The sequence below is a fragment of the Luminiphilus syltensis NOR5-1B genome (assembly GCF_000158175.1).
Classification (GTDB): domain Bacteria; phylum Pseudomonadota; class Gammaproteobacteria; order Pseudomonadales; family Halieaceae; genus Luminiphilus; species Luminiphilus syltensis.
The window spans coordinates 2295625-2319632 of record NZ_DS999411.1; the positions used below are offsets into that span (position 1 = coordinate 2295625).

Below are 24008 nucleotides of genomic sequence, written 5' to 3' on the forward strand. Positions count from 1 at the left end.
TACGTCTGTGATCTGATTGCTGTATCTGCGGTAGGGTTAGGTGTTGCTTAAATACATTTAGCCCACTGCGTCCTAGACTCATTAGTGGTAAAACGGCAATAGGAGGTATTGATGAAAACGGACGCTATAGCGCAGATCGGTGAGAGCGGAGTTCTGGCGCGCAGCGACTTTGCTAAGCTCCTAAGCACGCTGCAAGATGAGGGCTACGCTGTAGTCGGGCCTACGATCCGGGGCGGTGCCGTAGTGTACGCAGAGATCGACGACGAGAGCGAGCTTCCCATTGGCTGGACTGATGAGCAGGAGGCGGGAACCTATCGGCTTAAACGGTCCGGAGTAGCACTATTTGGCTATGTCGCGGGTGCCCAGTCCTGGAAGCCCAATCTCTTTCAACCGCAGCGGACCCTCTGGACGGCCAGGGGAAATGCTGACGGTTTTGTCATCGAAGCGGTAGCAGAAGACATGCCCCGTCAGGCATTCCTCGGAGTACGCGCCTGTGAACTCAAGGCTATTTCGATTCAGGATCACGTCCTTGCGGATCCCGCTAACCCAGAATCAGATTACGTGGCACGTCGGCAAGAGAGTTTTATTGTCGCCGTCAACTGCGCCAAGGCGGGGGCTACCTGTTTTTGTGTATCCATGGACGCGGGGCCGGGTGTGGAGGCCGGCTACGACCTCGCGCTGACCGAGCTTATCGATGATGTGCGGCATGATTTTCTAGTCGAGATCGGCAGCCCGCGCGGTGCATCGATTGCGGCCCGGCTCCCCCTTACAACGGCTTCTGGCGGCGACATCGACGCCGCGGAGGCTGTTGTCAGCGAGACGGCTGCAGGAATGGGAAGGACATTGAACACCGTTGGTCTCAAGTCGCTGCTGCAGGACAATCCGGATCATGCGCAGTGGGATGATGTAGCGGCGCGCTGCCTGTCATGCGGCAACTGTACCTTTGCCTGTCCGACGTGTTTTTGTCATAGCACCGAAGATGTGACTACGATTGACGGGGAGGTGGCGGAGCGTCAGCAACGCTGGGATTCCTGCTTCAGTCTGGACTTTTCCTACATTCGCGGCGGCGCAGTTCGTCCCGGTGTCGCCTCGCGCTACAGGCAGTGGATGACCCACAAGCTGGCAAACTGGTTTGATCAGTTTGGCGAAAGCGGCTGTGTTGGCTGTGGACGCTGCATCACCTGGTGTCCGTCCGGGATCGACATCACAGCTGAGGCTGCGGCGATTCGGGATAGTCTCAGAGAGGATTGACGATCATGGCGAAAAAGGACCTCGAAGAAATTATTGCCCAGGAGCCATTTTTCCGCGGCCTGAATGCTGATTTTTGTAAGACTATCGCGCGCTGCGGTAAGCATGTGCGATTTGACAAGGGCCAGATAATCTATCGACAGGGTGATCCGGCAGATACCTTCTACGTCATACGCCACGGGTATGTCGCCCTGGAGTTTCCTGGCGGCGGCAGGGCCATGGTCCATCAAACTCTCCACGACGGTGATCTCGCGAATGCAGAGTGGCTGGTTGCACCGTATCGCTGCCTCTGGGATGCGCGCGCCGTTGCCGCAACGGTTGCCATTGCTCTCGATGCCGCCTGCCTGCGCGGCAAATGCGACGATGATCACGATCTGGGCTACGAGCTCATGAAGCGATTTGTCCCCCTGGTTGTCGAGCGACTCAGTCATGCGAAGTTGCAGGCACTGGACGTTTACGGGGAGGGGAGCACGACGTGATGGCGAAATCCCCATTGCCCGCTGACCCAATGTTGCCGCGACGGTTTCGCGTCGTCGAAAATACCCGCGAGACCGTCGATACCTATACATTTTCCATTGCCGCCATGGATGGAGTTAGCGAGTTTTCGTTCGCGCCGGGGCAGTTCAACATGCTCTATCTGTTTGGGTATGGCGAAGTGCCCATCAGCATTTGTGGCGACCCAGCGCAACCTGGACTGCTGGTGCACACGGTGCGTGCCACTGGTAGCGTGACGCAGGCCTTTGCATCGCTCAAGGCGGGTGACATGATCGGCGTGAGAGGGCCGTTCGGAAGCTCCTGGCCTGTCGCCGCGGCCGAGGGCGGCGATGTGCTTATTGTGGCGGGTGGACTCGGCCTCGCACCACTGCGCTCGGCAATCTACCGCCTGCTAGCCCGGGAAGGCCGCTACCGCAGAATCGTGATTCTTTACGGCGCACGCAGTCCAGACACAATTCTTTTCGCGGAAGAGCTCAAACGATGGAGGGATCAGCCTGGCATCTCCTGCGATATCACTGTCGACTACGCCGATGCCAACTGGCAGGGTCGCGTCGGCGTCATCACCCAACTCATAGCCCAGGCCGAGTTTGATCCACAGCAGGTTGTTGCTTTGATCTGCGGGCCGGAAATCATGATGCGCTTCAGCGTTGCGGCGCTGAAGTCGCTGGGAGTCAGTGACGCGAGCATCCATGTTTCTCTTGAGCGCAGTATGAAATGCGCGTTGGGACACTGCGGTCATTGCCAGTTTGGTCCGCTGTTCGTGTGTAAGGACGGACCGGTGCTACCTTACGATCAGATAGCTACTTTACTAGGGGTCGCAGAACTGTGAAGAAGGCGAACGAATCGAGGCCAAAACTCGCTGTGTGGAAGTTTGCGTCCTGCGATGGCTGCCAGCTGTCGATTCTCGATCTTGAGGACGAATTGCTGGCCCTTGCCAGCGAAATCGAGATTGCCTATTTTCTCGAGGCGACGCAAACGGCGTCAGACGGACCCTACGATCTGTCTCTGGTCGAGGGCTCTATCACGACTGCACAGGACCTCGAGCGAATCAAGACGGTGCGGCGCCAGTCGAAAGCGCTTGTAACGATTGGTGCCTGCGCCACCTCCGGCGGGATTCAGGCGTTGCGGAATTTTCGCGATGTGAATGACTTTCTTGCGGTGGTCTACGCGGACCCTGGTTACATCGACACGCTAGCGACATCGACGCCTATTGCGGACCATGTCGCCGTCGACTTCGAGCTGCGGGGCTGTCCGGTTAACAAATATCAGCTCCTCGAGGTGGTGACGGCCTTTGTTTTTGGGCGTAAACCGATGATCGCCGCGCACAGTGTCTGTATGGAGTGCAAAATGCGCGGCAATGTTTGTGTCACCGTTGCGCAGGGGATTCCCTGTCTAGGTCCGGTAACACAGGCGGGTTGCGGTGCAATCTGCCCCGCCTACGACCGGGGCTGCTACGGCTGCTACGGCCCCCAGGACACGCCTGCTATGTCCGCTATGACAGACGTACTGGATGCGCACGGCATGAGTCGGCGGGATATCCAGCGCATCCTGAGTACCTTCAACGCAAACGCTACACCTTTTCTTGAGGAGAGCCAGCGCCATGGCACGGCGGACGATTAAGGTTGAGCAAATCGCCCGTGTGGAGGGCGAAGGTGCGCTGCATGTCGACGTTAATGACGGTAGGGTTGAGCGGGTGGAGCTGAATATTTTTGAGCCACCGCGGTTCTTTGAAGCATTTTTACGCGGACGGGATTTCAGCGAGGCCCCGGACATCACGGCGAGGATTTGCGGCATATGTCCAGTCGCCTATCAGATGAGTGCTGTCCACGCCATGGAAGCCGCCTGCGGCATCAGCGTTGGCGGCGCGCTTCGTGAGCTCCGACGTCTCCTTTACTGTGGAGAATGGATAGAGAGTCACGCGCTGCATGTCTACCTGCTTCATGCACCGGATTTCCTGGGTTACCCGGGAGCCGTTGAGATGGCACAAGAGCACGGTTCGCTGCTGCAACAGGGACTGCGGCTGAAGAAGGCGGGAAACGCGATCATCTCTATACTCGGGGGTCGTGAGGTGCATCCGATCAATGTGCGCCTTGGCGGTTTCTATCGCGCGCCACGGCGCTCAGAGTTGATGGCGCTCCGGGACGAACTCAGCTGGGGCCGGGACGCTGCTTTCGATGCCGTTCGCTGGGCGGGTGAGCTTGTGTTTCCCGAGTTTGAGCGAGATTACGAATTTGTCGCCTTGCGACACCCAACCGAATACCCGATGAATGAGGGTCGGATCGTATCGAGTCGGGGCGTGGACATCGATTACTATGAGTTTTCGCGAGTTTTCGAAGAGTTTCAGGTAGCCCATTCGACCGCCTTGCATAGCCGCATGAGGGGGCAGGGCGCTTATCTGGTGGGGCCACTGGCCCGCTATAGCCTGAACTTTGACCGACTGCCCGGCAGTGTACAGTCTGCAGCGCTGACCGCGGGCCTCGATCAAGAGTGCCGCAACCCTTTTAAGAGCATCATCGTGCGTGCCGTTGAAATACTGTTTGCCTTTGAGGAAGCACTGCGCATCATCGACTGCTATGAGCAGCCGGAGGAATCTGCGGTACCGGTCACGCCGCGAGCGTCCGTGGGTGAATGGGCCACGGAGGCGCCGCGCGGTCTGCTCTATCACCGTTATGAGACTTCATCCAATGGCAGTATCCTCGAGGCGAAGATTATTCCACCCACTTCGCAGAACCAGCCCAGTATCGAGGATGATTTGCGTACTGTTGTCGAGGGAAATATAGCCCTTGAAGATGACGAACTGCGCTCTCGATGTGAGCGCTCAATCCGTAACTACGATCCGTGCATCTCTTGTGCGACGCATTTTTTGAAGCTTAATATCAACCGTAGGGGAGGTGTGTGAACTCGCGACGATTGGTTATCGGCATTGGCAATTCGGACCGCGCCGATGACGGCGCAGGGCCAGCAGCCGCTCGAGCCCTCATGCTGGATTCGCCCGTGGACACATCGATTATTGAGTCTTCCGGGGATCCTGGCAGTCTCATCGAGCAGTTAACGGGCAGCGACGCGGTCTTTTTTGTGGATGCCTGTGCCAGTGGCGCGGCAGCTGGGACTGTGCATCGTTTTGCCGTCAGTGAGGAACCGCTGCCAGAAATCTTTGGAGCTGTCTCTACACACGGCCTGGGTCTGGGCACGGCCCTTGAACTAGCAAGAATGATGGGTGTGCTGCCAGAAACGGTCGTCGTCTTTGGCATCGAGGCCGAATCCTTCGAGACCGGGCTGCCTCTTTCACCCGCCGTCGCGAGCGCCACCGAGGTGGTAGCAATTCGCATCCGTGACGAGCTTGCCCAACTTTCAGCCTGACGAGGACGCCATGCACGAAGCTTCGCTCATGAATGATCTTATGGAAAAGATAGCCCGTATTGCGAGGCAGGAGGCCGTGGCTCGCGTTACCGGTGTAGACGTGTGGCTCGGAGCTCTTTCGCACATGTCAGCAGACCATTTCCGGCAGCATTTTGAAGAATCTTGTAAGGGTTCTATCGCCGAGGGTGCGGATCTGCATATAGAAGTTTCCACGGATATCAATCATCCCGATGCGCAAGCTATCGCGCTGAAGAGTATTGAAGCGGATGACTGAATGACTGAGCGAGCGCGAAGCCTGCCGAGCGATCGGGTGCGGCTGCGCTTCGAAATTGGTGGCGCGGTGCAGGGCGTCGGCTTCCGTCCGTTTGTCTTTCGAACAGCCAGGCATTTTGGCGTGACCGGTCATGTCGCCAATACCGGCGACGGTGTCATTGTTGAGGCGGAGGGCGCGCCCTGCGCACTCGAGGCGTTCGCGCAGGCCCTACAGGGCAGTGCTCCGGCTCCTGCGCAGTTGCGCTCTTTCAGATGTCAGAGCATCGCACTCCGGGGAGACAGCGATTTTGTGATTGGCGACAGTACGGTCGGTGTGCAGCGAGACGCCGTCCTGCTCCCCGATCTCGCGACGTGCAGGCTGTGCCTTGAGGATATTTTTGATCCGGAAAATCGCCGCTATCTCTACCCGTTCACTAACTGCACGGCGTGTGGCCCGCGTTACTCCATCCTCTGCGAGCTGCCTTACGACCGTGCCAACACGACCATGTCGGGATTCTCTATGTGCGCGGAGTGTGCGCGGGAATACGCTGACCCGCAGGATCGACGTTTTCACGCGGAGCCTATCGCCTGCGACACGTGCGGGCCACAGATTGCACTGTGGGACCGCCACGGCGATAGGATTAAAGTTCGCGGTGAGGCTCTGGACGGGGCAGCGGCCATTATTCGCAGCGGCGGTATTGCCGCAGTTAAGGGGCTGGGTGGATTCCATCTTCTTACTGATGCCCGCAACGCGGAGGCCGTTAGAACTCTGCGGTCTCGAAAGAGGCGGCCCAATAAACCCTTTGCTCTTATGGTTCCCTCGCTCGAAGTGGCAGAGCACCTGTGCTTCGTCAATGCAGATGAGAAATCCCTGCTTGCCTCCAGCGAGGCTCCCATCGTCCTGCTGCGTCAGCGGGCCGTCACTGGCGTGACCGAGGACGTCGCGCCAGGGCTGTGTGAACTTGGGCTTATGCTGCCCTATACGCCGCTGCATCATCTCTTGCTGCACAGGCTCGGCTTTCCCATCGTCGTGACAAGCGCGAACCTGAGCGGGGAACCCATCGTTGCGAACGAGGACGAAGCGCTTGCTCGGCTTGGTCATCTGGCAGATGTTTTTCTGATTCATGATCGACCCATCGCGCAGGCCAGCGAAGACTCTGTTATGCGAGTGATACTCGAGGCTCCGCAAGCCATTCGCTGTGGGCGCGGGCGTGCACCACTCGCGCTACCAGTCGATTCGTTGGGACTTGGAAATCACCTGTCGGTGCTGGCGCTGGGCGGCCATTTCAAAACGGCGGCGACATTACTCATTAATGATAAGGCGACGGTCGGTCAGCACATCGGTGATCTTTCCACGCTCGCAGCCGAGCATACGCTTGCTGAAGCGGCGGGAACACTGGAGGCATTGCGCGGTAGCAAAGCTGCTGTCATCGCCTGCGATCAGCATCCTGACTATGCGACCACGCGCCTTGCCGAACGTATGGGTAGACCTGTCGTACCGGTACAGCACCATGTCGCCCATGTCGTTTCGGTCATGGCAGAACACGGGCTGAGCGGCCCGGTTCTCGGCATTGCCTGGGACGGCACAGGTTTGGGCCCCGACGGCACGATCTGGGGTGGGGAGTTTCTCCAGGTGCGCAATGACAGTTGGATGCGTAAGGCCCATCTGCGACCCTTCCGTCTGCCGGGCGCAGAGACTGCAATTCGGGAGCCGCGCCGTTCGGCGGTTGGTATGCTTTACGAGGCGTTTGGCGCTTGCGGAGTCGTTGAGAACACGCATCTTGCCTGTATTGCGGCCTTTTCTGAGCCCGAGCGCGAGATCCTCTGCCAGATGCTCGAACGCGGTATCCAGTCGCCGTGGACAAGTAGTGCGGGTCGCCTGTTTGATGCATTCGCGGCCATACTGGGCCTGACGCCTGTTAGCAGTCACGAGGGTGAGGCACCGATGCGCCTGGAAGCGCTGGCGGACGCGTCAAGTTGTGCACCCTATCCCTTCGATATCAACGCGCCACAAGGTTGCCCGCTGGTGATTGACTGGTTTCCCATGGTGCATGCTGTGCTTCAGGACCTGGCCGCCGACGTCAGGAATAGGACGATTGCGGGGCGCATTCACGGAACATTCGCAGCTATGATGTTAGCGATAGTGGAAAGCACTGACGTCGGCACCATTGCGCTGACCGGGGGCTGCTTTCAGAACCGCTTGTTGACCGAGCTTGCTGCACGGCAGATCGAACAAGCGGGCAGACAGGTCGTGCTTGCCCGTGCCCTGCCACCTCACGATGGTGGTCTGTCACTCGGTCAGGCGGTATGGGCGCGGCGGGCCGCGCAGAAGGAGTAAGGCTCATGTGTCTGGCAATTCCAGGCTGTATTCTTTCCACGACGGGAGATGACTTCTCGCGATCGGCGCGGGTCGATTTCGGTGGTGTGATTAGAGAAGTCAACCTCGCGTTCACGCCGGAGGCCCACATTGGCGACTATATTCTCGTTCACGTCGGAATCGCCATCGCGACCATTGATGAGGAAGAAGCCGCCCGCGTTCTTGCCGCACTGGCATCGCTCAATGAGCTGGCAGCGGAGTCGTCATGAAACATGTGGACGAGTACCGGGCCGCCGAGACCGTCGCCAGTCTGGCCGATGCCATCGCGCGGGCGACGACGCAGCCCTGGATCATCATGGAGATTTGCGGGGGGCAAACCCACGCGATTATGCGCTACGGACTCGATCAGATTCTGCCGAAAGAAATCACGCTCATACACGGACCCGGGTGTCCGGTGTGCGTAACCCCTGACGCTTATATCGACAAGGCGCTCGAAATCGCGGCGACGCCCGGCGTCATTTTCTGTTCTTTCGGCGATATGCTACGCGTTCCTGGCTCGCAAGGAGACCTGCTGGGTGTCAAGGCTCGCGGAGGCGATGTGCGCATTGTCTATTCGCCTCTGGATGCGGTCGAGATTGCGCGCAGCAATCCCAGTCGCGAGGTGGTGTTCTTCGCGATTGGTTTCGAGACCACAGCGCCCGCCAACGCAATGGCCGCGTATACGGCCAAACGCGAGGGGCTATGCAATTTCTCCCTACTGGTTTCGCAGGTTCTGGTACCTCCGGCCATGGAGGCGCTGCTGTCGGCTCCCGACACGCGCGTGCAGGGATTTCTTGCGGCAGGGCATGTTTGTACGGTAATGGGGACAGAAGCCTATGGCCCCATCGCCATGCGTTTCGATTTACCCATCGTGGTTACTGGCTTTGAGCCGGTCGATATTCTCGCCGGTGTTCTCGCCTGTGTGCGCGCGCTTGAAGAAGGACTTCATGACGTTCTCAATATGTACGGGCGTACCGTAAAGTCTCAGGGAAATGCGGCGGCTCGCGCGCTGATTGACGAGGTTTTTGAGGTGACGGAGCGTGAATGGCGCGGTCTGGGTGTTTTACCGGCAAGCGGCCTTGCACTCCGCTCAACCTATGCAGCGTTCGATGCGGAAGCGCGATTTGGTCCGGCCCGGGATATCCGCGCGGCACCGTCGCCCTGTATCAGTGGCGAAATCCTGCGCGGTGTTTGTTCTCCACTCGAGTGCGCGGCGTTTGGCGCGTCCTGCACGCCAGACCATCCGCTCGGCGTTACCATGGTCTCGTCGGAAGGGGCTTGCGCGGCCTATTATCGCTATCGTGACCCGACGGATGAGGTCGGTGTGGTATTCGTACATGAATGATTCCAAGGACCTCAACTGCCCCGTAGCCGCGATCGAAACCGAGGTCATTCAGCTCGCCCATGGCGGCGGTGGCCGTCTTATGCATTCACTGCTTGAGACGGTGATCCTTTCCGCCTTTGAAAATCCAGCTCCCAACGAGTGCCATGACGGCGCGATCTTCGAGGTGGGTGGTGAGCGCCTTGCTTTCACGACCGACTCCTACGTCGTCAAGCCGCTGTTCTTTCCCGGTGGTGACATCGGCAGCCTTGCGGTAAACGGGACCGTGAACGATCTTGCCATGTGTGGTGCCCAGCCACTGTATCTCAGCGCCGCCTTTATCATCGAGGAAGGTTTTCCGATGGCGGAATTGCGCCAGGTGGTAGCCTCCATGGAGACCGCGGCCAGACAATCAGGGGTGTATCTGGTTACCGGCGATACCAAGGTCGTGGATCGCGGCAACGGCGACGGGCTGTTCGTCAATACGGCAGGCATAGGGGCAGTGCGCGCGCGGACACCGGTAAACCCGGGTGCCGTCGAAGCAGGTGATGTAATCATTCTCAGTGGTGACCTGGGGCGCCATGGTATTGCCATCATGGCGGCCCGTGAGCACCTGGCGTTCGAGACATCGGTCGCCAGCGACTGCGCGCCACTGTGGGAGCCGGTGAAGGCTCTTATCGAGGCCGGTATCGAACTTCACTGCCTCCGCGACCTGACACGTGGCGGCCTCGCTTCGGCGCTGATCGAAATCGCAGAAACGGCGGCCTGCGCGCTCACCATCGAGGAGACCGCGATTCCTGTTTTGCCGGAGGTGCAAGCCGCCTGTGACCTGCTGGGGCTCGACGCCCTTTACGTGGCGAATGAGGGCCGCTTCGCCGCCTTTGTGCCGGCCGCACAGGCAGCACAGACCGTCGAGCTGCTGGGCGCCGCCGGCCTTGGGGCGGTCGCTATCGGCCAGGTTACGTCGGGAGCAGGCGGCACCGTCGCTATAGCGGGTCCCTATGGCGCGACGCGGCGGCTGACCATGTTCAGCGGCGAGCAACTGCCCCGAATCTGCTGAACCAGGTTCGGCAAAAGAACCGCTGGGGCCTCGACTGCCGACGTCTATTTATAACTTATAGCAAGACTCAGACTACGCGCCCCAGGCGTGCTTCGACCTCGAGTACCTGGCGGGTGGTCGCCAGGATGGTGTCTGGATTGAGACTTATGGAATCTATGCCAAGACCCACCAAAAACTCGACCACCTCCGGGTAGTCCGAGGGCGCCTGACCGCACAGGCCGGAGTGTCTGTTATTGCGGCGCGCCCCTTCTACCGCAAGTCTGATCATCTGCATCACTCCCGGGTCGCGTTCATCAAAATCGAAGGCGACGAGTTCCGAATCACGATCAACACCCAGGGTGAGCTGGGTGAGATCGTTGGAGCCAATGGAGAACCCATCGAACAAGTTGGCGAACTCGTCGATGAGGATGACGTTGTTGGGTATCTCACACATCACGTAGATTTCCAGCCCGTTTTCACCGCGCACAAGACCGTGGCTGGCCATGGCTTCGAGCGTCTTTTTACCTTCCTCTACGCGACGACAGAACGGGATCATCAGGATAACGTTGGTCAGACCCATCTCATCACGCACGCGCTTCATAGCAGCGCATTCCAGGCCAAAGCCTTCGGCGTAAGAGGGGTGACTGTAACGGGCGGCACCGCGAAAACCGATCATGGGGTTGGCTTCGGTGGGCTCAAAAAACTGCCCCCCTAACAGAGCGGAGTATTCGTTGCTTTTGAAGTCGGACATGCGGACCACGCAGGGCTCGGGATAAACCGAAGCGGCGAGGGTGGCCACCCCCTCGGAGAGGGTCTTTACAAAGAAGTCGGCCGGATCCGCATAGGCCTCGCTCATGGCAGCGATCGCCTGGCGTGTCTTCTGGTCGACTTTCTCTGGATGCCTGAAGGCCATAGGGTGCGCCTTGATATATTCGCTGATAATGAACTCCAATCGCGCCAGGCCGATGCCATCCACGGGGAGAGAGCTCAGGTTGAATGCCTGGTCAGGGTTGCCCAGATTCATCATGATTTTCGTTCTGGGGCGCTTCAGATCGCTAAGATCGTCCGTTTCAATATCGAAGTCCAGAATACCCTCGTAGATATTACCGACCTCGCCGTCGGCGCAGCTGACGGTGATTTCCTGCCCATCTTCGAGCGCATCGAAGCCAGCGCCCACACCAACGACTGCGGGAATACCGAGTTCACGCGCGACAATGGCCGCATGACAGGTGCGACCACCGCCGTTGGTAACAATCGCAGCGGCAATCTTCATAACCGGTTCCCAGTCCGGCGTCGTTGAGCTGGTGACCAACACATCGCCGGTTTGGAACTCGCTGAGGCGCTGGATATCGTTGACGATGCGCACCTGTCCGGCGCCGATGCGCGCCCCGACCGCCTGCCCCTGAGCGAGAATGCTGGATGTTTCCCTGAGGTGATAGACCTCAAGCAGGTTGCCCCGCTTCTGCGACTCCACCGTTTCCGGCCGTGCCTGCAACATGTAGAGATGACCATCAAGCCCATCTTTGCCCCACTCCATATCCATCGGCCTGTGCATATTGGCCTTGTTGGAAAAGTGGGCCTCCACTTTGATGGCATACTCCGCAAGCACCATGACATCTTCGTCCGAGATGCAGAATTGAGTTTGTTCTTCGGCGCTGGTGTCAATGTAGCGGGTGTATTCGGTGGCGATGTTGGCAGTATTGAGCGTATCGGCAAAAATCATTTTCTGCTGTTTTTTGCCGAGCTTGCGTTTGAGGACGGATCGAGCGCCTTTTTCAAATGTAGGCTTATGGACATAGAAGCTGTCTGGATCGACCGATCCCTGTACGACGCTTTCCCCGAGACCGATCGCGGCGTTGATAAAAACGACGTCTTTGAAACCAGTTTCCGTATCCAGCGAGAACATCACACCGCTGGACCCGCTGTCGCTACGCACCATTTTCATGACGACTACGCACAGATAAACTTTCAGGTAGTCAAAGTTGTTATCGTACTTGTAATGGATGGATCTATCGGTGAAGTTGGATACCAGGCAGCGCCGATAGGCATCCAGCAGGGCATCCTCTCCGCTTACATTCAGGTAGGTTTCGTTCTGGCCGGCAAAGGAGGCCTCGGGGGAATCCTCCGCTGTTGCTGATGACCGCACGGCCAGCGATACATCATCGCCATACTCCGCCTTTAGTATGGCATATTGCGCAAGAATCGCAGATTCCAGATCTTCGGGAAGCGTGCAGGCTGAGACGATTGCTCTCGCAGCGGCGCCGCATTTCTGCAGGTCCTTTATATTGTCGGGATCAAGACCGTCAAGGAGTGTCTGTAACTTGCCCCAGGCGCCGTTGGTATCCAGCACATGTCGATAGGCGTCCGCTGTCACGGCAAAGCCGTTCGGTATGCGCACGTTCTGTGCAGTCAGCTCCCGATACATCTCGCCGAGCGCCGCGTTCTTGCCACCGACTTGGCTGACATCGTCGATGTCAATATCTTCGAACCAGCGGACGAACTTATTGGACATAAGTGATCTCCATTCGGTGACGCGTTTTACCAAAGCCTGTCTGTCCAATACTCCACCCCGGGAAGGCAGAGAATGTTTACGATCAGTCCGCGCTACAGCCGGCGCAGATTTTGCCGACCCGCGCCACAGGCGTGAGCACGATTACTGATGCCTGAGACACCGGGTGTCAATCACTAATCACACAAGCCTTGCGGCTATCAGGCTATAGATGTGATTCCTATAACCAGACAGGTTAATACCAGCGTATACATCGCACCTCAGCCTTACTACCTGCGCATTCATTACGCTTCTACAGCTGGTTATTGGGGTCGTCTGGTGATTCCCGTTGCGTATTCGCTGCACTTGTAAACCTGTATACCTTGAGGAGCTTCATTGAATCTTCGCTTAACTGTCTGGATGAAGCGCTCCCAATCTTCCCGGCACTTACCAGCCGTTCTGTAAATTCATTCTCATACTGTAACGGCGACACCATCAGTGTTGTGACCGGCGAAATGACTGTAGAGCTGGCGGGCACTAGCAACTCGCCATTGAAGGTCAGGGTGTTGGTAGCCATCTCGATGACAGTACAGCCGCCCAGACCATCATCCCGCAAGTGCAAGGTGCCGGAGGTGTCCCCAATCAGAGTAGAGTTGCCCTCTCCATCGCTATGCCCGTAGGCTTCGAGGGCCGTGTCACCCGCGCTGAAGTCGCCGCTCAAATCCGTATCGATATAGTCAAGCTGGCCGGTGGGATTGGTGTCGGACGAGACCAGAGCTTCGTCGACTCTGACAGCTTTCACTTTTTCGTGACATACATCACCGAATTCCAAGGTGCCTATCACCTGGCTTATGCCGCCCGCGTCGATCTCATTTTCCGAGGTGCAGATGATCACGTCATCTTCGAGCTTGAATGAGTACGCCCATCGTGCTCATCACGGCAATGATAACTGCGGGGCCTTCTGCGACTGAACCCCGCGGTTTGCTTGTGAGAATAATTCAGGTTTCAAGCGCTTGCTTACGGGTGTTTACAGGCCAGCAAATGCGGCGTCGAAGTCACGCGCTGCAGCGTCGGTAAATTCGAAGTTTTTCCGAATATAAACCAGAGTGGCCCTTTCTGTGTCAGTCACACCCTGACCATCTGATGCCGACTTGAAGAGATCAGCAACTTCATCTTTTGACAGCTTGCCTTCACCCGCACCCGTGGTGTGTGCTCGAGCAAGTTCCAGCAATTCTTTTTCGTATTTGTTGCCATCTATTGTTTCGTAAGCCATTAGCGTTCACTCCGGGTTGGTCTCTGAGTTGTGGGTTGGTATGCCGGCCGCCAGGCCAACGCCTCTGAGATTGACACTGTTCCAAGCTCGGCGTCAATTGTCAGTTAGCGATTGATACTGACGCTGCAGGTTGTGTTTGTTCCGCTCGGTGCGGTTTTTTAGGGACGCGAAGCATAGTGCTTAATTGCTGGCTTCATTGACGCGCATCGGTCACAGGTTCGAAGTCTTCTTGCCTATCTCACCATCCGGGCACTGGACTGCCCTGGGGTTTCCGATGCTAATATTCGAGTATAAATAGGAGGCGTAGTTGATGGGTTTTCCAACTTCGGCAACCGGGGGTTGCTTGTGTGGCGCTATCCGTTACACCGTATCAGGCGCACCGCTCTCGACGCTTTATTGCCATTGTGAGAGTTGCCGTAAGCATACAGGAGCGCCTGCGGTTGCCTTTGTCGGCTATCGACGTGATCAGGTGGCCTACACGGCGTCGCAGCCTTCGATCTACTCATCGAGCCCTGGAGTCGGCCGCGCTTTTTGTGGTCACTGTGGCACGCCACTAACCTGGGAGGGAGACGGCGGGGAAATCGGGCCGCTGGTCGAGCTCTATACGGGGACGCTCGATAATCCAGAGGCATTTCCACCGGAACAGCATATTCACCATCGTGAGCACCTGAGCTGGTTTGAGACCCTTGACCGTCTGCCCCGGTACTCGGAATGGCATGACGACGGAGAATCGCCGTATCAGTATGGGCCTGTCGCTGGCGAGGGAGAGGGCGAAGAGCGCGAGTCGGGTGAGGAAGAATAAAATCGTTGCAGTGGTTGAAGAAGATCGCTCCTGTGGGAGGCGTGCCGTCTAAATCCACGCTGTGCCGCCAAGACCGCTATCTAGGATGACCGGACACATTGTTGGTGTCAGTCCGAGAGAAAGCTCCGTGTGGTTAATTGGAGCGGCAGGTGAGCACCAGTGAGGCACACGCTGTTAACAATCGAAGCTGATAGTCTCTGCCAATGAAAAAAGCCGCCGTCCTTCTTTGGTTTTTACTCCTGCCTTACCTGTCCCGACTGCCGGGCGGGATTGAATGGGTAAAAGCCTATTTGCCTGACGAGGGCATGATGCTTTTCGGGCTGGTGTTTTTTGGGGCCTTCAATCTGCTACCCGTCGTGGTGATGAGTGCGGCATCCAAGGTAGTACCGCCTCGACCCAGGGTCGTCACTGTGATTCCGTTCGTGGTGATGAGCGTTGCGACGGTAGTGGCGCATTTCGACTACGATCTTTCGTCCGATGCCCAGGCCGCCATTTGGTTGATTGTTGCTCCCGCTTTCGTGGCGATTCTCGGCGCTGTATCACTGGCGCTTACCCGAGCCGCGATCTGGCTTGCTGCCCGACAGGAAGAATCATCACGCGATTAACCGTCTATGGATATCCCGGGTTACACCCGCTTTCCAACGCTGGCGTCCGCGGCGACGTGAGTGAAACGGCCAAAGCCGGTCAAGTCAGTCGCCCCGAAAGCCGATTCACGAATAGGCGCCATCCATCGCTGCGCAGCAGGGCGCGCTCAGGCGCGCATGCCCTTTTGAAACGGCAGTGTCGTTACGTGTTTGCCCGTCGCGCTTCTGACCGCGTTGGCAACGGCAGGGCCTATCGGCGGCACCCCGGGCTCGCCAACACCGGTGGGTCCTGCATCGCTGTCCACGATATGTACCTCGACCTCCGGTGACGCATTCATTCGAAGCGGGGTGTAGGCATCGTAGTTGGACTGTTGCACATAACCGTCCTTCAGGGTGAGCTCCTCAGCGAGCACGGCACCGAGACCAAAGCCGATGCCGCCCTCCATTTGCGCCCGCACCACGTCGGGGTTGATAGCGATACCGCAATCCACCGCGCACACCACCTTGTGCACTTTTGGAAGATCGTCTTCTATTGATATTTCAACAACTTGCGCAACATAGCTCTTGAAACTTTCATGAAGCGAAACACCCCGGTAACGACCCTCGGGAAGCGCTTCTCCCCAGCCCGCTTTCTCGGCGGCGAGTTTCAATACCGCGGCGTGGCGCGGGTGGTCTTTGAGCATGGCCAGGCGGTAGTCCACCGGGTCCTTCTTGGCCTTGGCGGCTAATTCGTCGATAAAGGTTTCCACCGCATAGGCGGTGTGGGTTGAACCCACCGCGCGCCACCACAAGACGGGGACGCCAACCTGGGGCATGGTGGCACCGACACGCAGGTTGTCGATGGCGTAGGGCAGGTTGGAGGCGCCCTCGACGACAGTGTTGTCAACTTCTGCACCGCTATCAAAAGCTGTGCCCTTGATCAGCGATTGGGAAACAATATGGCTATCCCAGCCGACAATGTTGCCATTCTCGTCGAGCCCTGCCTGAACCCGGTGGATGGTCGCGGGACGATAGCGCCCGCCCAGGGTGTCGTTTTCCCGAGTCCACTGGACCTTCACCGGCGCCGAATAATCGATGGCTTTGGCAACCATGGCCGCTTCGGTGACAACATCAGCGTCGAGTACTGCGCGCCGTCCGAATCCACCTCCGGTCGGCATGATTACCAGGTTGATGTTGGACATATCCAACTCGGTCATGCCGCTGACGATCATTTGGTACAAATCAGGTGCCTGGTGGCCGCCATAGAGATCGAGCACCCCGTCGTCGCGCATATGGGCGACCGCATTGAGGGGCTCCATCGCCGCATGTGCCAGATAGGGGAACTCATACGTCGCCTCCACCATTTGCGTCGCCTGCTTGATCGCGGCGGGGGCATCGCCCTCGGTTCGGGCGACAACCTCTGGCTCGTTCATCACCGTTTCTCGGTAAGCGGAGAGCAGGGCGTCGCTGCCGCGTTTCTCAGCGGCACTTTCGTCCCACTCCACCTCAACCAGTTCTTTTCCCTGCAGCGCATCAAACATGGTTTTGGCTACCACGGCGACGCCGCGGTGGATGGCAACGACGTGTTCGACACCGTCGCGAGCCAGCGCTTTCGAGCCATCAAAGGATTTTACGGTGGCCCCGAAACGCGGGGGGTGAATCATCACCGCGGTCAGCATGCCGGGGATCTGAACATCCCCGGTGTAAGTAAAGGTGCCGCGGGTTTTTGGGTCGGTATCGAAACGGCGAAGCGCGTCTGAACCCAAAGTAGACCACTCTTCCCGGGGTTTTAGCGCTACATTTTCGGGTACGGGAATTTGTGCGGCATCGGCGACCAGATCGCCAAAGCTTGCTGCCTGATCACCGTTGCGGACAAAGCCGTCCGACACCACCAATGAATCAACGTTCACGTTCCATCGCTTTGCCGCCGCCGCTTTGAGCATTTCCCGCGCGGTTGCTCCGGCAACCCGATAGCGATCAAAGGAGGTAAACACGGAAGACGAACCACCGCTGAGCTGGAAGGCGCCACCGGCGGTCAGATTGCCATAAGCGGCCGGGTTGCCGTTGACACCCTTGACGGTGATTTGGTCCCAATCAGCGCCCAGTTCTTCAACCACCAGGCTGGCCAGGCCGTGCCACGCCCCCTGACCCATATCGAATTGGCTCGAGAGTACGGTCACCGTATTGTCGGGGTGGATGGTGATATAGGCATTGAGCGGGTTAATCGGTGCGGTTTCGCCTTCCTGGGCTTGCGCAGGAGGCAGTCTGAAGCCCACCGCCAGGCCACCGGCGACAGCGCCAGCACCGAGCAGGAAACGCCGACGACTTACCGGTTTGGGAGCAGTTAATTGATTCAGAATCTTGGCGTACATGATCAGGCCTCCAGAATATCGGCGGCGCGATGAATGCCTGCCCGAATACGTTGATAGGTCGCGCAGCGACAGAGGTTTCCGCTCATGGCATTGTCGATGTCCTGATCGCTGGGCTTGGGCGTTCGTTCCAGTAGCGAAGCCGCCGACATCAGCTGACCGGACTGGCAGTACCCGCACTGGGGAACGTCGAGCTCGTTCCAGGCCACGCGCAGTGCTTCAATCGCCTTGCTCTCAGCGCCTTCAATGGTGGTGATTTCCATGCCTTCGGCATCGCCCACGTTGAGCTGGCAGGAGCGCACGGGTGCGCCGTTCACGTGCACCGTGCAGGCGCCGCACTGTGCAATGCCGCAGCCATACTTGGTGCCGGTCATTGCCAGGGTGTCGCGCAGTGCCCACAGTAGTGGCGTTTGTGGATCGACACTGACTTCGCGGACCTCTCCGTTGATGTTCAGGGTTGTCATGGGCTGGACCTCTTTATTCTCTGGTGGCGCGATAAATTGCAGAACGCGATTGGCTCACGAAGACTACCTTTAATTGGTGTTTACGGGAACCAGACGCGACTGGTTCCTCCCCCGGAAACGGCTTGCGCACCACTTCACAGACGATCGGTCAGTGCAATGCCGATCCCGATTCGATTGGTGTAGTTTTCCATATCGATCAGGTTTTCGCCATAACCCGAGTAGAGCTGGACGAAACCCTTCAGACGGTGCAGTAGCGGAAAGGTGTAATTGACCTCGACACCACTGCGGTTGTCGCGATCGAGGTTGTTTTTCAGATTGATGGAAAAGGTGTGTTGCTCGCGGGTGTGGGCCAGTCCTAGCTGTATCCGGCCCATGTAGTCTTCAATGTTCGGGTTGTCATCGGATTCAACCGGTTCATTGATCCGGCCCCAGGTCTTTGCGGTGAAGGCCCAGCGGCCGCGATCGAATGCCAGGCCCGCGGTGACTCGATTCCAGCTCCGTGAAAGCGGTTCGGAACGGCCGTTGGACTGGTGGTTCAGGCCCAGGGTTGCAATACGGGCATTCCAGCCAAGGACCTGGAAGTCGGTCGGGATTTGCCAGAAGACCTCGGGTTGATGATTGGTCTCACGAAACGGCGCGGATGCCGACTTGTCGGCGTACAGCTGCCAGTAGGATTGCTGTGTGTAACCCGCCCACACGGTGGACTTGCGCCACAACCCGGTTGCCAGTCGCGTCTTCAGGCTGATCTGCATTTTGATCTCATAGTCGCTGAAGGCGTTCGCGGCCTCGCCGAAATCCGGATACCCGTTATTATCGCTGTAAGTCACGGGGAGGATATAATTAGGCTGGTGGGGCGTAATGGAAAACCACTGGTCCGTAAGCGCAGCTTCCTGCTCAATGCGGGCATTAATCAGCGACACGGGGCCACGGGCTTGAATCTCAGTGGCTGTTTCTCTTGCCGTTGCTGTTGATAGGGTCGGCGCCGGAAAATAACTGTCGAAGCAATTGAGTCGCGCGTTGTCATCGGCGATGAACGCACAGGAGTTGACGCTGGCCTGAACGGTGGTCGTAGTCAGCAGGCCAGAGAGCACTAAAAAAAGAATAATCGCGGGCATTGAGGTCGGGCTCGGAGTAATGATGAAGTTGAAATCAAGCGTGAATGTAACCGGCTTTGCGCTCGAAACGAAGCGCGACGCCTTAAGCCTCAGCATTAACCCTTGTGGATTAAGCGTTGTGGTAGTGAGAGGAATAACCCTATGAAAGGAGTGGTCAGCGCATCGTGGCTGCGTGAAAATCTAGGCAGGACCGACGTGAAGGTGCTCGATGGCTCCTGGTATCTGCCGGGTGATCCACGAAACCCGCGTCGCTTGTTCGAGCACGAGCGTATACCGGGAGCGCAGTACTTCGATATTGAAACGATCTGTGACCACACCGCAGTGCTGCCCCATATGCTGCCCTCGACCTTGGAATTTCAGGCTTCGGTCAGGTCACTCGGTGTCAATCAGGATGATACCGTGGTGATTTACGCCCATCAGGGCTCTGTATCCGCCCCCCGGATCTGGTGGATGTTCAGAGTCTTTGGTTATGACAATGTGCGGGTGCTCAACGGGGGGTTTGAGGCCTGGAGAGACGAGGGCGGGGCGATTGATACCCACAGCCTCGACGCGGCCACCGGTCAGCCCAATGGTGATTTTGTGGCCGGCGAGCCCCGCACCGAGTTACTGGCGGACTTTGCCCAGGTAGAGGCCGCAAGCCAGCAGGCTTGTTGCCAAATCCTCGATGCCCGCGCCCCGGATCGATTTTCAGGCCAGGTACCCGAACTGCGCCCGGGCGTGAGATCAGGCCACATCCCCCATTCGCGCAATATTCCCTATAGCGAGGTTTGGGATGGCGGTCGCGGCGAGCTTCGTAGTGAGGCGGAGCTCAAAAGCGCCTTCACGGACCTGGCCGGTGCTGACGCCCCCATAATCACGACCTGTGGCAGTGGGGTCTCGGCGTGTATTCTGGCGCTAGCCCTGTTCGAGCTGGGTTACGACACTGTCGCGGTCTACGACGGGTCCTGGACGGAGTGGGGGAGTAGGGCGGATGCCCGTGTTGCGGTGAGTTCGGACTGATTCGGTGGCATCGGGGCATGGAACCAATGTCGGGATAATTTGCAGTGAAAGCCCGTAGGTTTGCAGCGTCAGGTGCCTTAGACTTGACCCACCCTTAAACCGCGCGGCGCTCGGTTGATTCGCGCATACAGAGGCGTACATGTCTGACAAGATCATACCCGCAGTACAGATTCAAAGTGGTGACAAATTCACCAACCCTCGCGGAATTCGCGCCATCAAAGATGGCATAAAGAGTGCCGCGAACAAGGGCGAAGCACTCAAGAAGCCTGACTGGCTGCGCATGCGCATTCAGAGCAGCCCCAAATTTGAGGCCGTGCGGGGTATTGTGCATGAACACCGCCTGGCGACGGTCTGTGAGGAAGCGAAGTGCCCTAATATGAGCGAGTGCTGGAGTGCGGGCACCGCCACAATCATGCTCATGGGCGATGTCTGCACTCGCGCCTGCCAATTCTGCTCGGTCAATACGGGTAACCCCCGGGGGTGGCTCGATGCGGACGAACCGGCCAACACGGCCAACGCGGTGGCATTGATGGGCCTCAAGTACGTCGTGCTGACCTCGGTGAATCGGGATGATATTCCCGACGGCGGTGCCGGTCACTATGCGGCAGTCGTCAAGGCGGTCAAAGTGAGGAATCCCGACACTGCGGTTGAGGCACTGACCCCCGATTTTCTCGGCGACCTGAAGGCCGTCGAGGTCCTGCTCGATTCCGGCATCGAGGTTTTCGCACAGAACGTAGAAACGGTGGAGCGACTGACGCATCCGGTGCGCGATCCCCGCGCAGGCTATCAGCAAACCCTCGATGTTCTCGCCCACGGTAAGCGCTATCGCCCCGATGTCATTACCAAAACCTCGCTCATGCTGGGCCTGGGGGAAGGGGAGGACGAGCTTCAGCAGTGTATGGACGATTTGCGATCCCACAATATTGATGTACTGACCCTGGGCCAGTATTTACAGCCCACGCGTAACCATCACCCTATCGCTCGCTACGTCACGCCAGAGGAGTTCGAGCGCTATCGGGAGTGGGGCCTGGAGCGGGGTTTCATGGAGGTTGTGTCGGGGACTTTCGTGCGATCGAGTTATCGAGCGGAGCGGGTGCTGGAGAAAAACAACGTCGGGCTCGCCACGGAATGATTGCAGGGGAGGAGCAGTCATCGCCCGAAAAACTGCTCTACCTTACCTCGGTTGACCCGGATAGCGGCGAGGCCTGTCTCAGTGCTTCCAGTCGCGTTCTCATCGGCGTACTCAGTCGTGACTTCGATGTGGCAGTAGGGGTTATTGGGCCCCTCGATACGCGCACGCTCAACCACCTGCGGGTGACCCTGGGTCCCTATCAGGTTACCGGGGCGTACGAGCCCAGCCGTGCAGACCAGCCGTTCCCGGAAGCCCTGGAAGACCTGGCCAAGCGGCGCATCGGCTCCAAGCAGGTGTCGGCTCGCCTTCAGGCCGCGATCCAGCGTAAATCCCGCGAGGTATGGGCGGTAGTCGTCGATGACATCCTGGCCTGGCCCTATTTGCCGGCGGGTTTTCTTGGGCCCGTCTTTTACGTGGCCCAGCAACGGTTTATTTCCGAGTCCTTTTCCCTGAGCCAGCGGGTACTTCGATCCGCGACCAATCCCTCGGAGTACCAGCGGGAAATCTGCGATGCTGCAGAGGCGGTTTTTGCAACGCCGGATGTCTGTCGTGAGCTGAGCGCGGCGGGAGTCCCTTTTCGCAAGCTGCAGCCTAATTACGAACGCCGTACCACACCGACAACGGGAGAGGTGGATTTAAGCCGTTCAAAGCCTTTCCTTGGCTACACCGGATTTCTGGGGGACGAGCGCAATGCGGCCAGTTTGCATTGGTTTATCGACAATATCTGGACGGTGCTCGAGGACAAAGTGCCCAAGATCGAGCTGCACGTCGTGGGCGATAGTCCAACGGCGTCCTTGCGACAAAAAATGGAGCGGTTTGATAATATTATCTGGCACCGAGGCGTTACCGATGAGCAGCTGTTAACCCTCCGTTGTCGACTGGTGATCGAGCCTCTGATTTATGAAGCTCATGTGGACTCCAAGTTGATCAATGCAATGGTTCGTGGGCTGCCGACCATTACCTCAGAGCACGCGTTGCGTCGTGCCCATGAGACCCTTCATCAGGGTGTCATCGCCGCAGACAGCCGCGAAGATATGGTGTTGTCCATCATGCGCCTAATGAACGACACTCGCCATTGGCATGCGATTGTTCGTGAGGCCCGTAAGGTAGCGGACAAATTGTTGCCCAAATTTGAAATGGCGCACAGTCTTCGACGGGAATTGGCTCGACGAAAAAACCCTTTATAGGCACGGTCACCGACTTATCACAGCAAGGATTTCGTAATGCCTAATCAGTTTCAGAGGATTGGCCTGCTCGGTAGGCGAGAGCATCCTGGCGTCAACCAGGTCGTCGCTGACTTACTCAGTCTGCTTGACCAACGCGGCGTTGACGTCACCCTCGAAGACCGGCTGGCCACACTCGCGCATTTCGAAAAACGCGCGATGATGCCTCGCGAGCAAATCGGCGCCATGGTTGATCTCGCGATTGTTATCGGCGGTGATGGCAGCTTGCTGAGCGCAGCCCGTATGCTGGTCAGACACGATACTCCGGTCATTGGTATCAATCGGGGTCGACTGGGGTTTCTCACTGATGTCAGCCCGGACGATGTTCTAGCGCAGGTGAATGCGGTGCTTGATGGTGACTACCATCGCGATTCCCGTTTTTTGCTGGACGCCGAAGTGCGCCGCGACGGGGTAACGATAGGCAGCGCCGAGGCGCTGAATGACGTGGTTGTCAACTCCGGTACTTCCGCACAAATGATCGAATTTGAACTCAATGTTGATGGTGAGTTTGTCTACCGTCTTAACGCCGACGGTTTGATTGTTTCGACGCCGACAGGTTCAACCGCATATTCAATGTCTGGCGGCGGGCCGATTATGAATCCGCACCTTGATGCCATCGTTCTGGTGCCCATGTTTCCGCATTCGCTGACCAGCCGTCCCATCGTCGTTGAGGGAAATAGTGAGATCCGTATCGATGTGGTGGCGCGCAACTTCATACATCCACCCGTCACCTGCGATGGTCAGGTTTCCCTCACAGCCCTGCCGGGCGACGCGGTCTTTGTTAGAAAGAAAGATAAGCCGTTAACGCTGTTGCACCCGCCCGGATACAGCTTTTACGCCAGTTGCCGCGATAAGCTCCGGTGGTCAGATGCCCTTATCCCATAGCGTTCGCCACGCGCCGGGGACGCTTGGGCTGATCGTCATCAGTGTGGTCTGTTTTCTGCTGTTTCATCAGTTGGGTTGGCTGAGCGTGCTTCAGGCGTTCAATTTTGTTCCCTTTGACGAGTTTGGTGGAATGATTCAGTTTGGAGAGCCGGGTGCCGACTTTTGGCGCTTTGTGACTCCGGCCTTTATCCACTTTAGCTGGCTGCACCTGGCGTTCAATTCCCTGTGGTTGTGGGAGTTTGGTCAGCGTATTGAACAGCGCGTGGGTACGGTCAATTTACTCGGCCTGTTTCTGTTATCCGCAGGTGTGAGCAACGGTATCCAGTATCTCGTCAGCGGGCCCTCCATTTTCGGCGGGCTGTCCGGCGTTGTGTACGCGTTTCTCGGTTTTCTCTGGGCGGCATCATTGGTGCGTCCAGGGTGGATTATCCCGCCGCCGCGCCCCATCCTGCTATTTATGCTCGGATGGCTGATCGTCGGTTTTCTCGGCGTGCTCGAATTCCTCGGCGTGGGGGCGATTGCCAATGGCGCCCACCTCGGCGGTCTCGCCGTTGGTTTTGCACTGGGCGGATTGTTCGCCATTCTTTCCCGGTTGCAGGTTCGCTAATCTAGAGCGTTTTGGAG

At 57.9% G+C, this 24008-nt stretch carries 24 protein-coding genes; 18 read left to right on the forward strand and 6 right to left on the reverse strand.

From position 1 onward, the window contains the following. Positions 1–111 precede the first annotated feature (111 nt). From NOR51B_RS10335 to hypE, 11 genes are read left to right on the forward strand one after another with little or no spacing between them, the layout of a single operon-like run. Positions 112–1251, forward strand: a complete 1140-nt coding sequence (locus NOR51B_RS10335) for a 4Fe-4S dicluster domain-containing protein (RefSeq protein ID WP_040482018.1) — start codon at positions 112–114, stop codon at positions 1249–1251. A 5-nt stretch (positions 1252–1256) separates the two neighbouring features. Continuing rightward, a complete protein-coding gene (locus NOR51B_RS10340; protein WP_009021563.1) occupies positions 1257–1727 on the forward strand; it encodes a cyclic nucleotide-binding domain-containing protein in 471 nt (156 codons plus the stop codon). Beyond that, entirely contained in the window at positions 1727–2572 is an 846-nt protein-coding gene (locus NOR51B_RS10345) for an FAD/NAD(P)-binding protein (RefSeq protein ID WP_040482019.1), read from the forward strand. The genes NOR51B_RS10340 and NOR51B_RS10345 overlap by 1 nt, the downstream gene beginning before the upstream one ends. Further along, positions 2569–3363: an NADH-quinone oxidoreductase subunit B family protein gene (locus tag NOR51B_RS10350; protein WP_040482020.1), complete on the forward strand. Its 795-nt coding sequence runs from the start codon at positions 2569–2571 to the stop codon at positions 3361–3363. The genes NOR51B_RS10345 and NOR51B_RS10350 overlap by 4 nt, the downstream gene beginning before the upstream one ends. Further along, entirely contained in the window at positions 3344–4642 is a 1299-nt protein-coding gene (locus NOR51B_RS10355) for a Ni/Fe hydrogenase subunit alpha (protein WP_040482021.1), read from the forward strand. The genes NOR51B_RS10350 and NOR51B_RS10355 overlap by 20 nt, the downstream gene beginning before the upstream one ends. Continuing rightward, a complete protein-coding gene (locus NOR51B_RS10360; protein WP_009020540.1) occupies positions 4639–5103 on the forward strand; it encodes a hydrogenase maturation protease in 465 nt (154 codons plus the stop codon). The genes NOR51B_RS10355 and NOR51B_RS10360 overlap by 4 nt, the downstream gene beginning before the upstream one ends. Before the next feature lie 10 nt (positions 5104–5113). Beyond that, entirely contained in the window at positions 5114–5377 is a 264-nt protein-coding gene (locus tag NOR51B_RS10365) for a hydrogenase/urease maturation nickel metallochaperone HypA (protein ID WP_040482022.1), read from the forward strand. Next, positions 5378–7693, forward strand: coding sequence for a carbamoyltransferase HypF (gene hypF, locus NOR51B_RS10370; RefSeq protein WP_009019022.1), 2316 nt, complete (start codon positions 5378–5380; stop codon positions 7691–7693). It abuts the gene before it with no gap. A gap of 5 nt (positions 7694–7698) precedes the next feature. After that, the gene (locus tag NOR51B_RS10375; RefSeq protein WP_009019950.1) at positions 7699–7941 is read left to right on the forward strand and encodes a HypC/HybG/HupF family hydrogenase formation chaperone; all 243 of its coding nucleotides are present in this window, start codon (positions 7699–7701) and stop codon (positions 7939–7941) included. Next, positions 7938–9056 carry a hydrogenase formation protein HypD gene (gene hypD, locus NOR51B_RS10380; protein ID WP_009018975.1) on the forward strand — a complete coding sequence of 373 codons (1119 nt, stop codon included), beginning with the start codon at positions 7938–7940 and terminating at the stop codon, positions 9054–9056. The genes NOR51B_RS10375 and hypD overlap by 4 nt, the downstream gene beginning before the upstream one ends. After that, the gene (gene hypE / locus NOR51B_RS10385) at positions 9049–10092 is read left to right on the forward strand and encodes a hydrogenase expression/formation protein HypE (RefSeq protein WP_009019693.1); all 1044 of its coding nucleotides are present in this window, start codon (positions 9049–9051) and stop codon (positions 10090–10092) included. Before hypD ends, hypE begins: the two co-directional genes overlap by 8 nt. 67 nt (positions 10093–10159) lie before the next feature. Here the strand turns inward: hypE and ppsA are convergent, their stop codons facing one another. The 3 genes from ppsA to NOR51B_RS10400 form a co-directional block, all read right to left on the reverse strand. Then, positions 10160–12583 (reverse strand): phosphoenolpyruvate synthase, encoded by a 2424-nt coding sequence (gene ppsA, locus NOR51B_RS10390; RefSeq protein ID WP_009020894.1) that lies wholly within the window; start codon positions 12581–12583, stop codon positions 10160–10162. A gap of 289 nt (positions 12584–12872) precedes the next feature. Beyond that, entirely contained in the window at positions 12873–13454 is a 582-nt protein-coding gene (locus NOR51B_RS10395) for a hypothetical protein (protein ID WP_009019241.1), read from the reverse strand. A gap of 132 nt (positions 13455–13586) precedes the next feature. After that, on the reverse strand, positions 13587–13832 hold the full coding sequence (locus tag NOR51B_RS10400; RefSeq protein ID WP_009020286.1) for a hypothetical protein: 246 nt from the start codon (positions 13830–13832) through the stop codon (positions 13587–13589). A gap of 310 nt (positions 13833–14142) precedes the next feature. Here NOR51B_RS10400 and NOR51B_RS10405 point away from each other — a divergent pair, with 310 nt between their 5' ends. Continuing rightward, positions 14143–14634 carry a GFA family protein gene (locus tag NOR51B_RS10405; RefSeq protein WP_050759463.1) on the forward strand — a complete coding sequence of 164 codons (492 nt, stop codon included), beginning with the start codon at positions 14143–14145 and terminating at the stop codon, positions 14632–14634. Between the two features lie 203 nt (positions 14635–14837). Then, a complete protein-coding gene (locus tag NOR51B_RS10410) occupies positions 14838–15239 on the forward strand; it encodes a hypothetical protein (RefSeq protein WP_009019801.1) in 402 nt (133 codons plus the stop codon). Between the two features lie 146 nt (positions 15240–15385). Here the strand turns inward: NOR51B_RS10410 and NOR51B_RS10415 are convergent, their stop codons facing one another. The 3 genes from NOR51B_RS10415 to NOR51B_RS10425 form a co-directional block, all read right to left on the reverse strand. Further along, a complete protein-coding gene (locus NOR51B_RS10415; protein WP_009021641.1) occupies positions 15386–17569 on the reverse strand; it encodes a xanthine dehydrogenase family protein molybdopterin-binding subunit in 2184 nt (727 codons plus the stop codon). Positions 17570–17571: 2 nt separating this feature from the next. Beyond that, positions 17572–18030: a (2Fe-2S)-binding protein gene (locus NOR51B_RS10420; RefSeq protein ID WP_009019163.1), complete on the reverse strand. Its 459-nt coding sequence runs from the start codon at positions 18028–18030 to the stop codon at positions 17572–17574. Positions 18031–18164: 134 nt separating this feature from the next. Then, positions 18165–19145 (reverse strand): phospholipase A, encoded by a 981-nt coding sequence (locus NOR51B_RS10425; protein ID WP_040482023.1) that lies wholly within the window; start codon positions 19143–19145, stop codon positions 18165–18167. A gap of 141 nt (positions 19146–19286) precedes the next feature. Here NOR51B_RS10425 and NOR51B_RS10430 point away from each other — a divergent pair, with 141 nt between their 5' ends. The 5 genes from NOR51B_RS10430 (at position 19287) to NOR51B_RS10450 (ending at position 23991) form a co-directional block, all read left to right on the forward strand. Continuing rightward, positions 19287–20144, forward strand: coding sequence for a sulfurtransferase (locus NOR51B_RS10430; RefSeq protein WP_009021420.1), 858 nt, complete (start codon positions 19287–19289; stop codon positions 20142–20144). 139 nt (positions 20145–20283) lie between these two features. Next, a complete protein-coding gene (gene lipA, locus NOR51B_RS10435) occupies positions 20284–21276 on the forward strand; it encodes a lipoyl synthase (protein ID WP_009020441.1) in 993 nt (330 codons plus the stop codon). Beyond that, entirely contained in the window at positions 21273–22463 is a 1191-nt protein-coding gene (locus tag NOR51B_RS10440; protein ID WP_009019654.1) for a glycosyltransferase, read from the forward strand. The genes lipA and NOR51B_RS10440 overlap by 4 nt, the downstream gene beginning before the upstream one ends. A gap of 36 nt (positions 22464–22499) precedes the next feature. Further along, positions 22500–23384, forward strand: coding sequence for an NAD(+) kinase (locus tag NOR51B_RS10445; RefSeq protein ID WP_009019849.1), 885 nt, complete (start codon positions 22500–22502; stop codon positions 23382–23384). Continuing rightward, positions 23368–23991, forward strand: coding sequence for a rhomboid family intramembrane serine protease (locus NOR51B_RS10450; protein ID WP_009020892.1), 624 nt, complete (start codon positions 23368–23370; stop codon positions 23989–23991). The genes NOR51B_RS10445 and NOR51B_RS10450 overlap by 17 nt, the downstream gene beginning before the upstream one ends. The last annotated feature ends 17 nt before the right edge of the window (positions 23992–24008 follow it).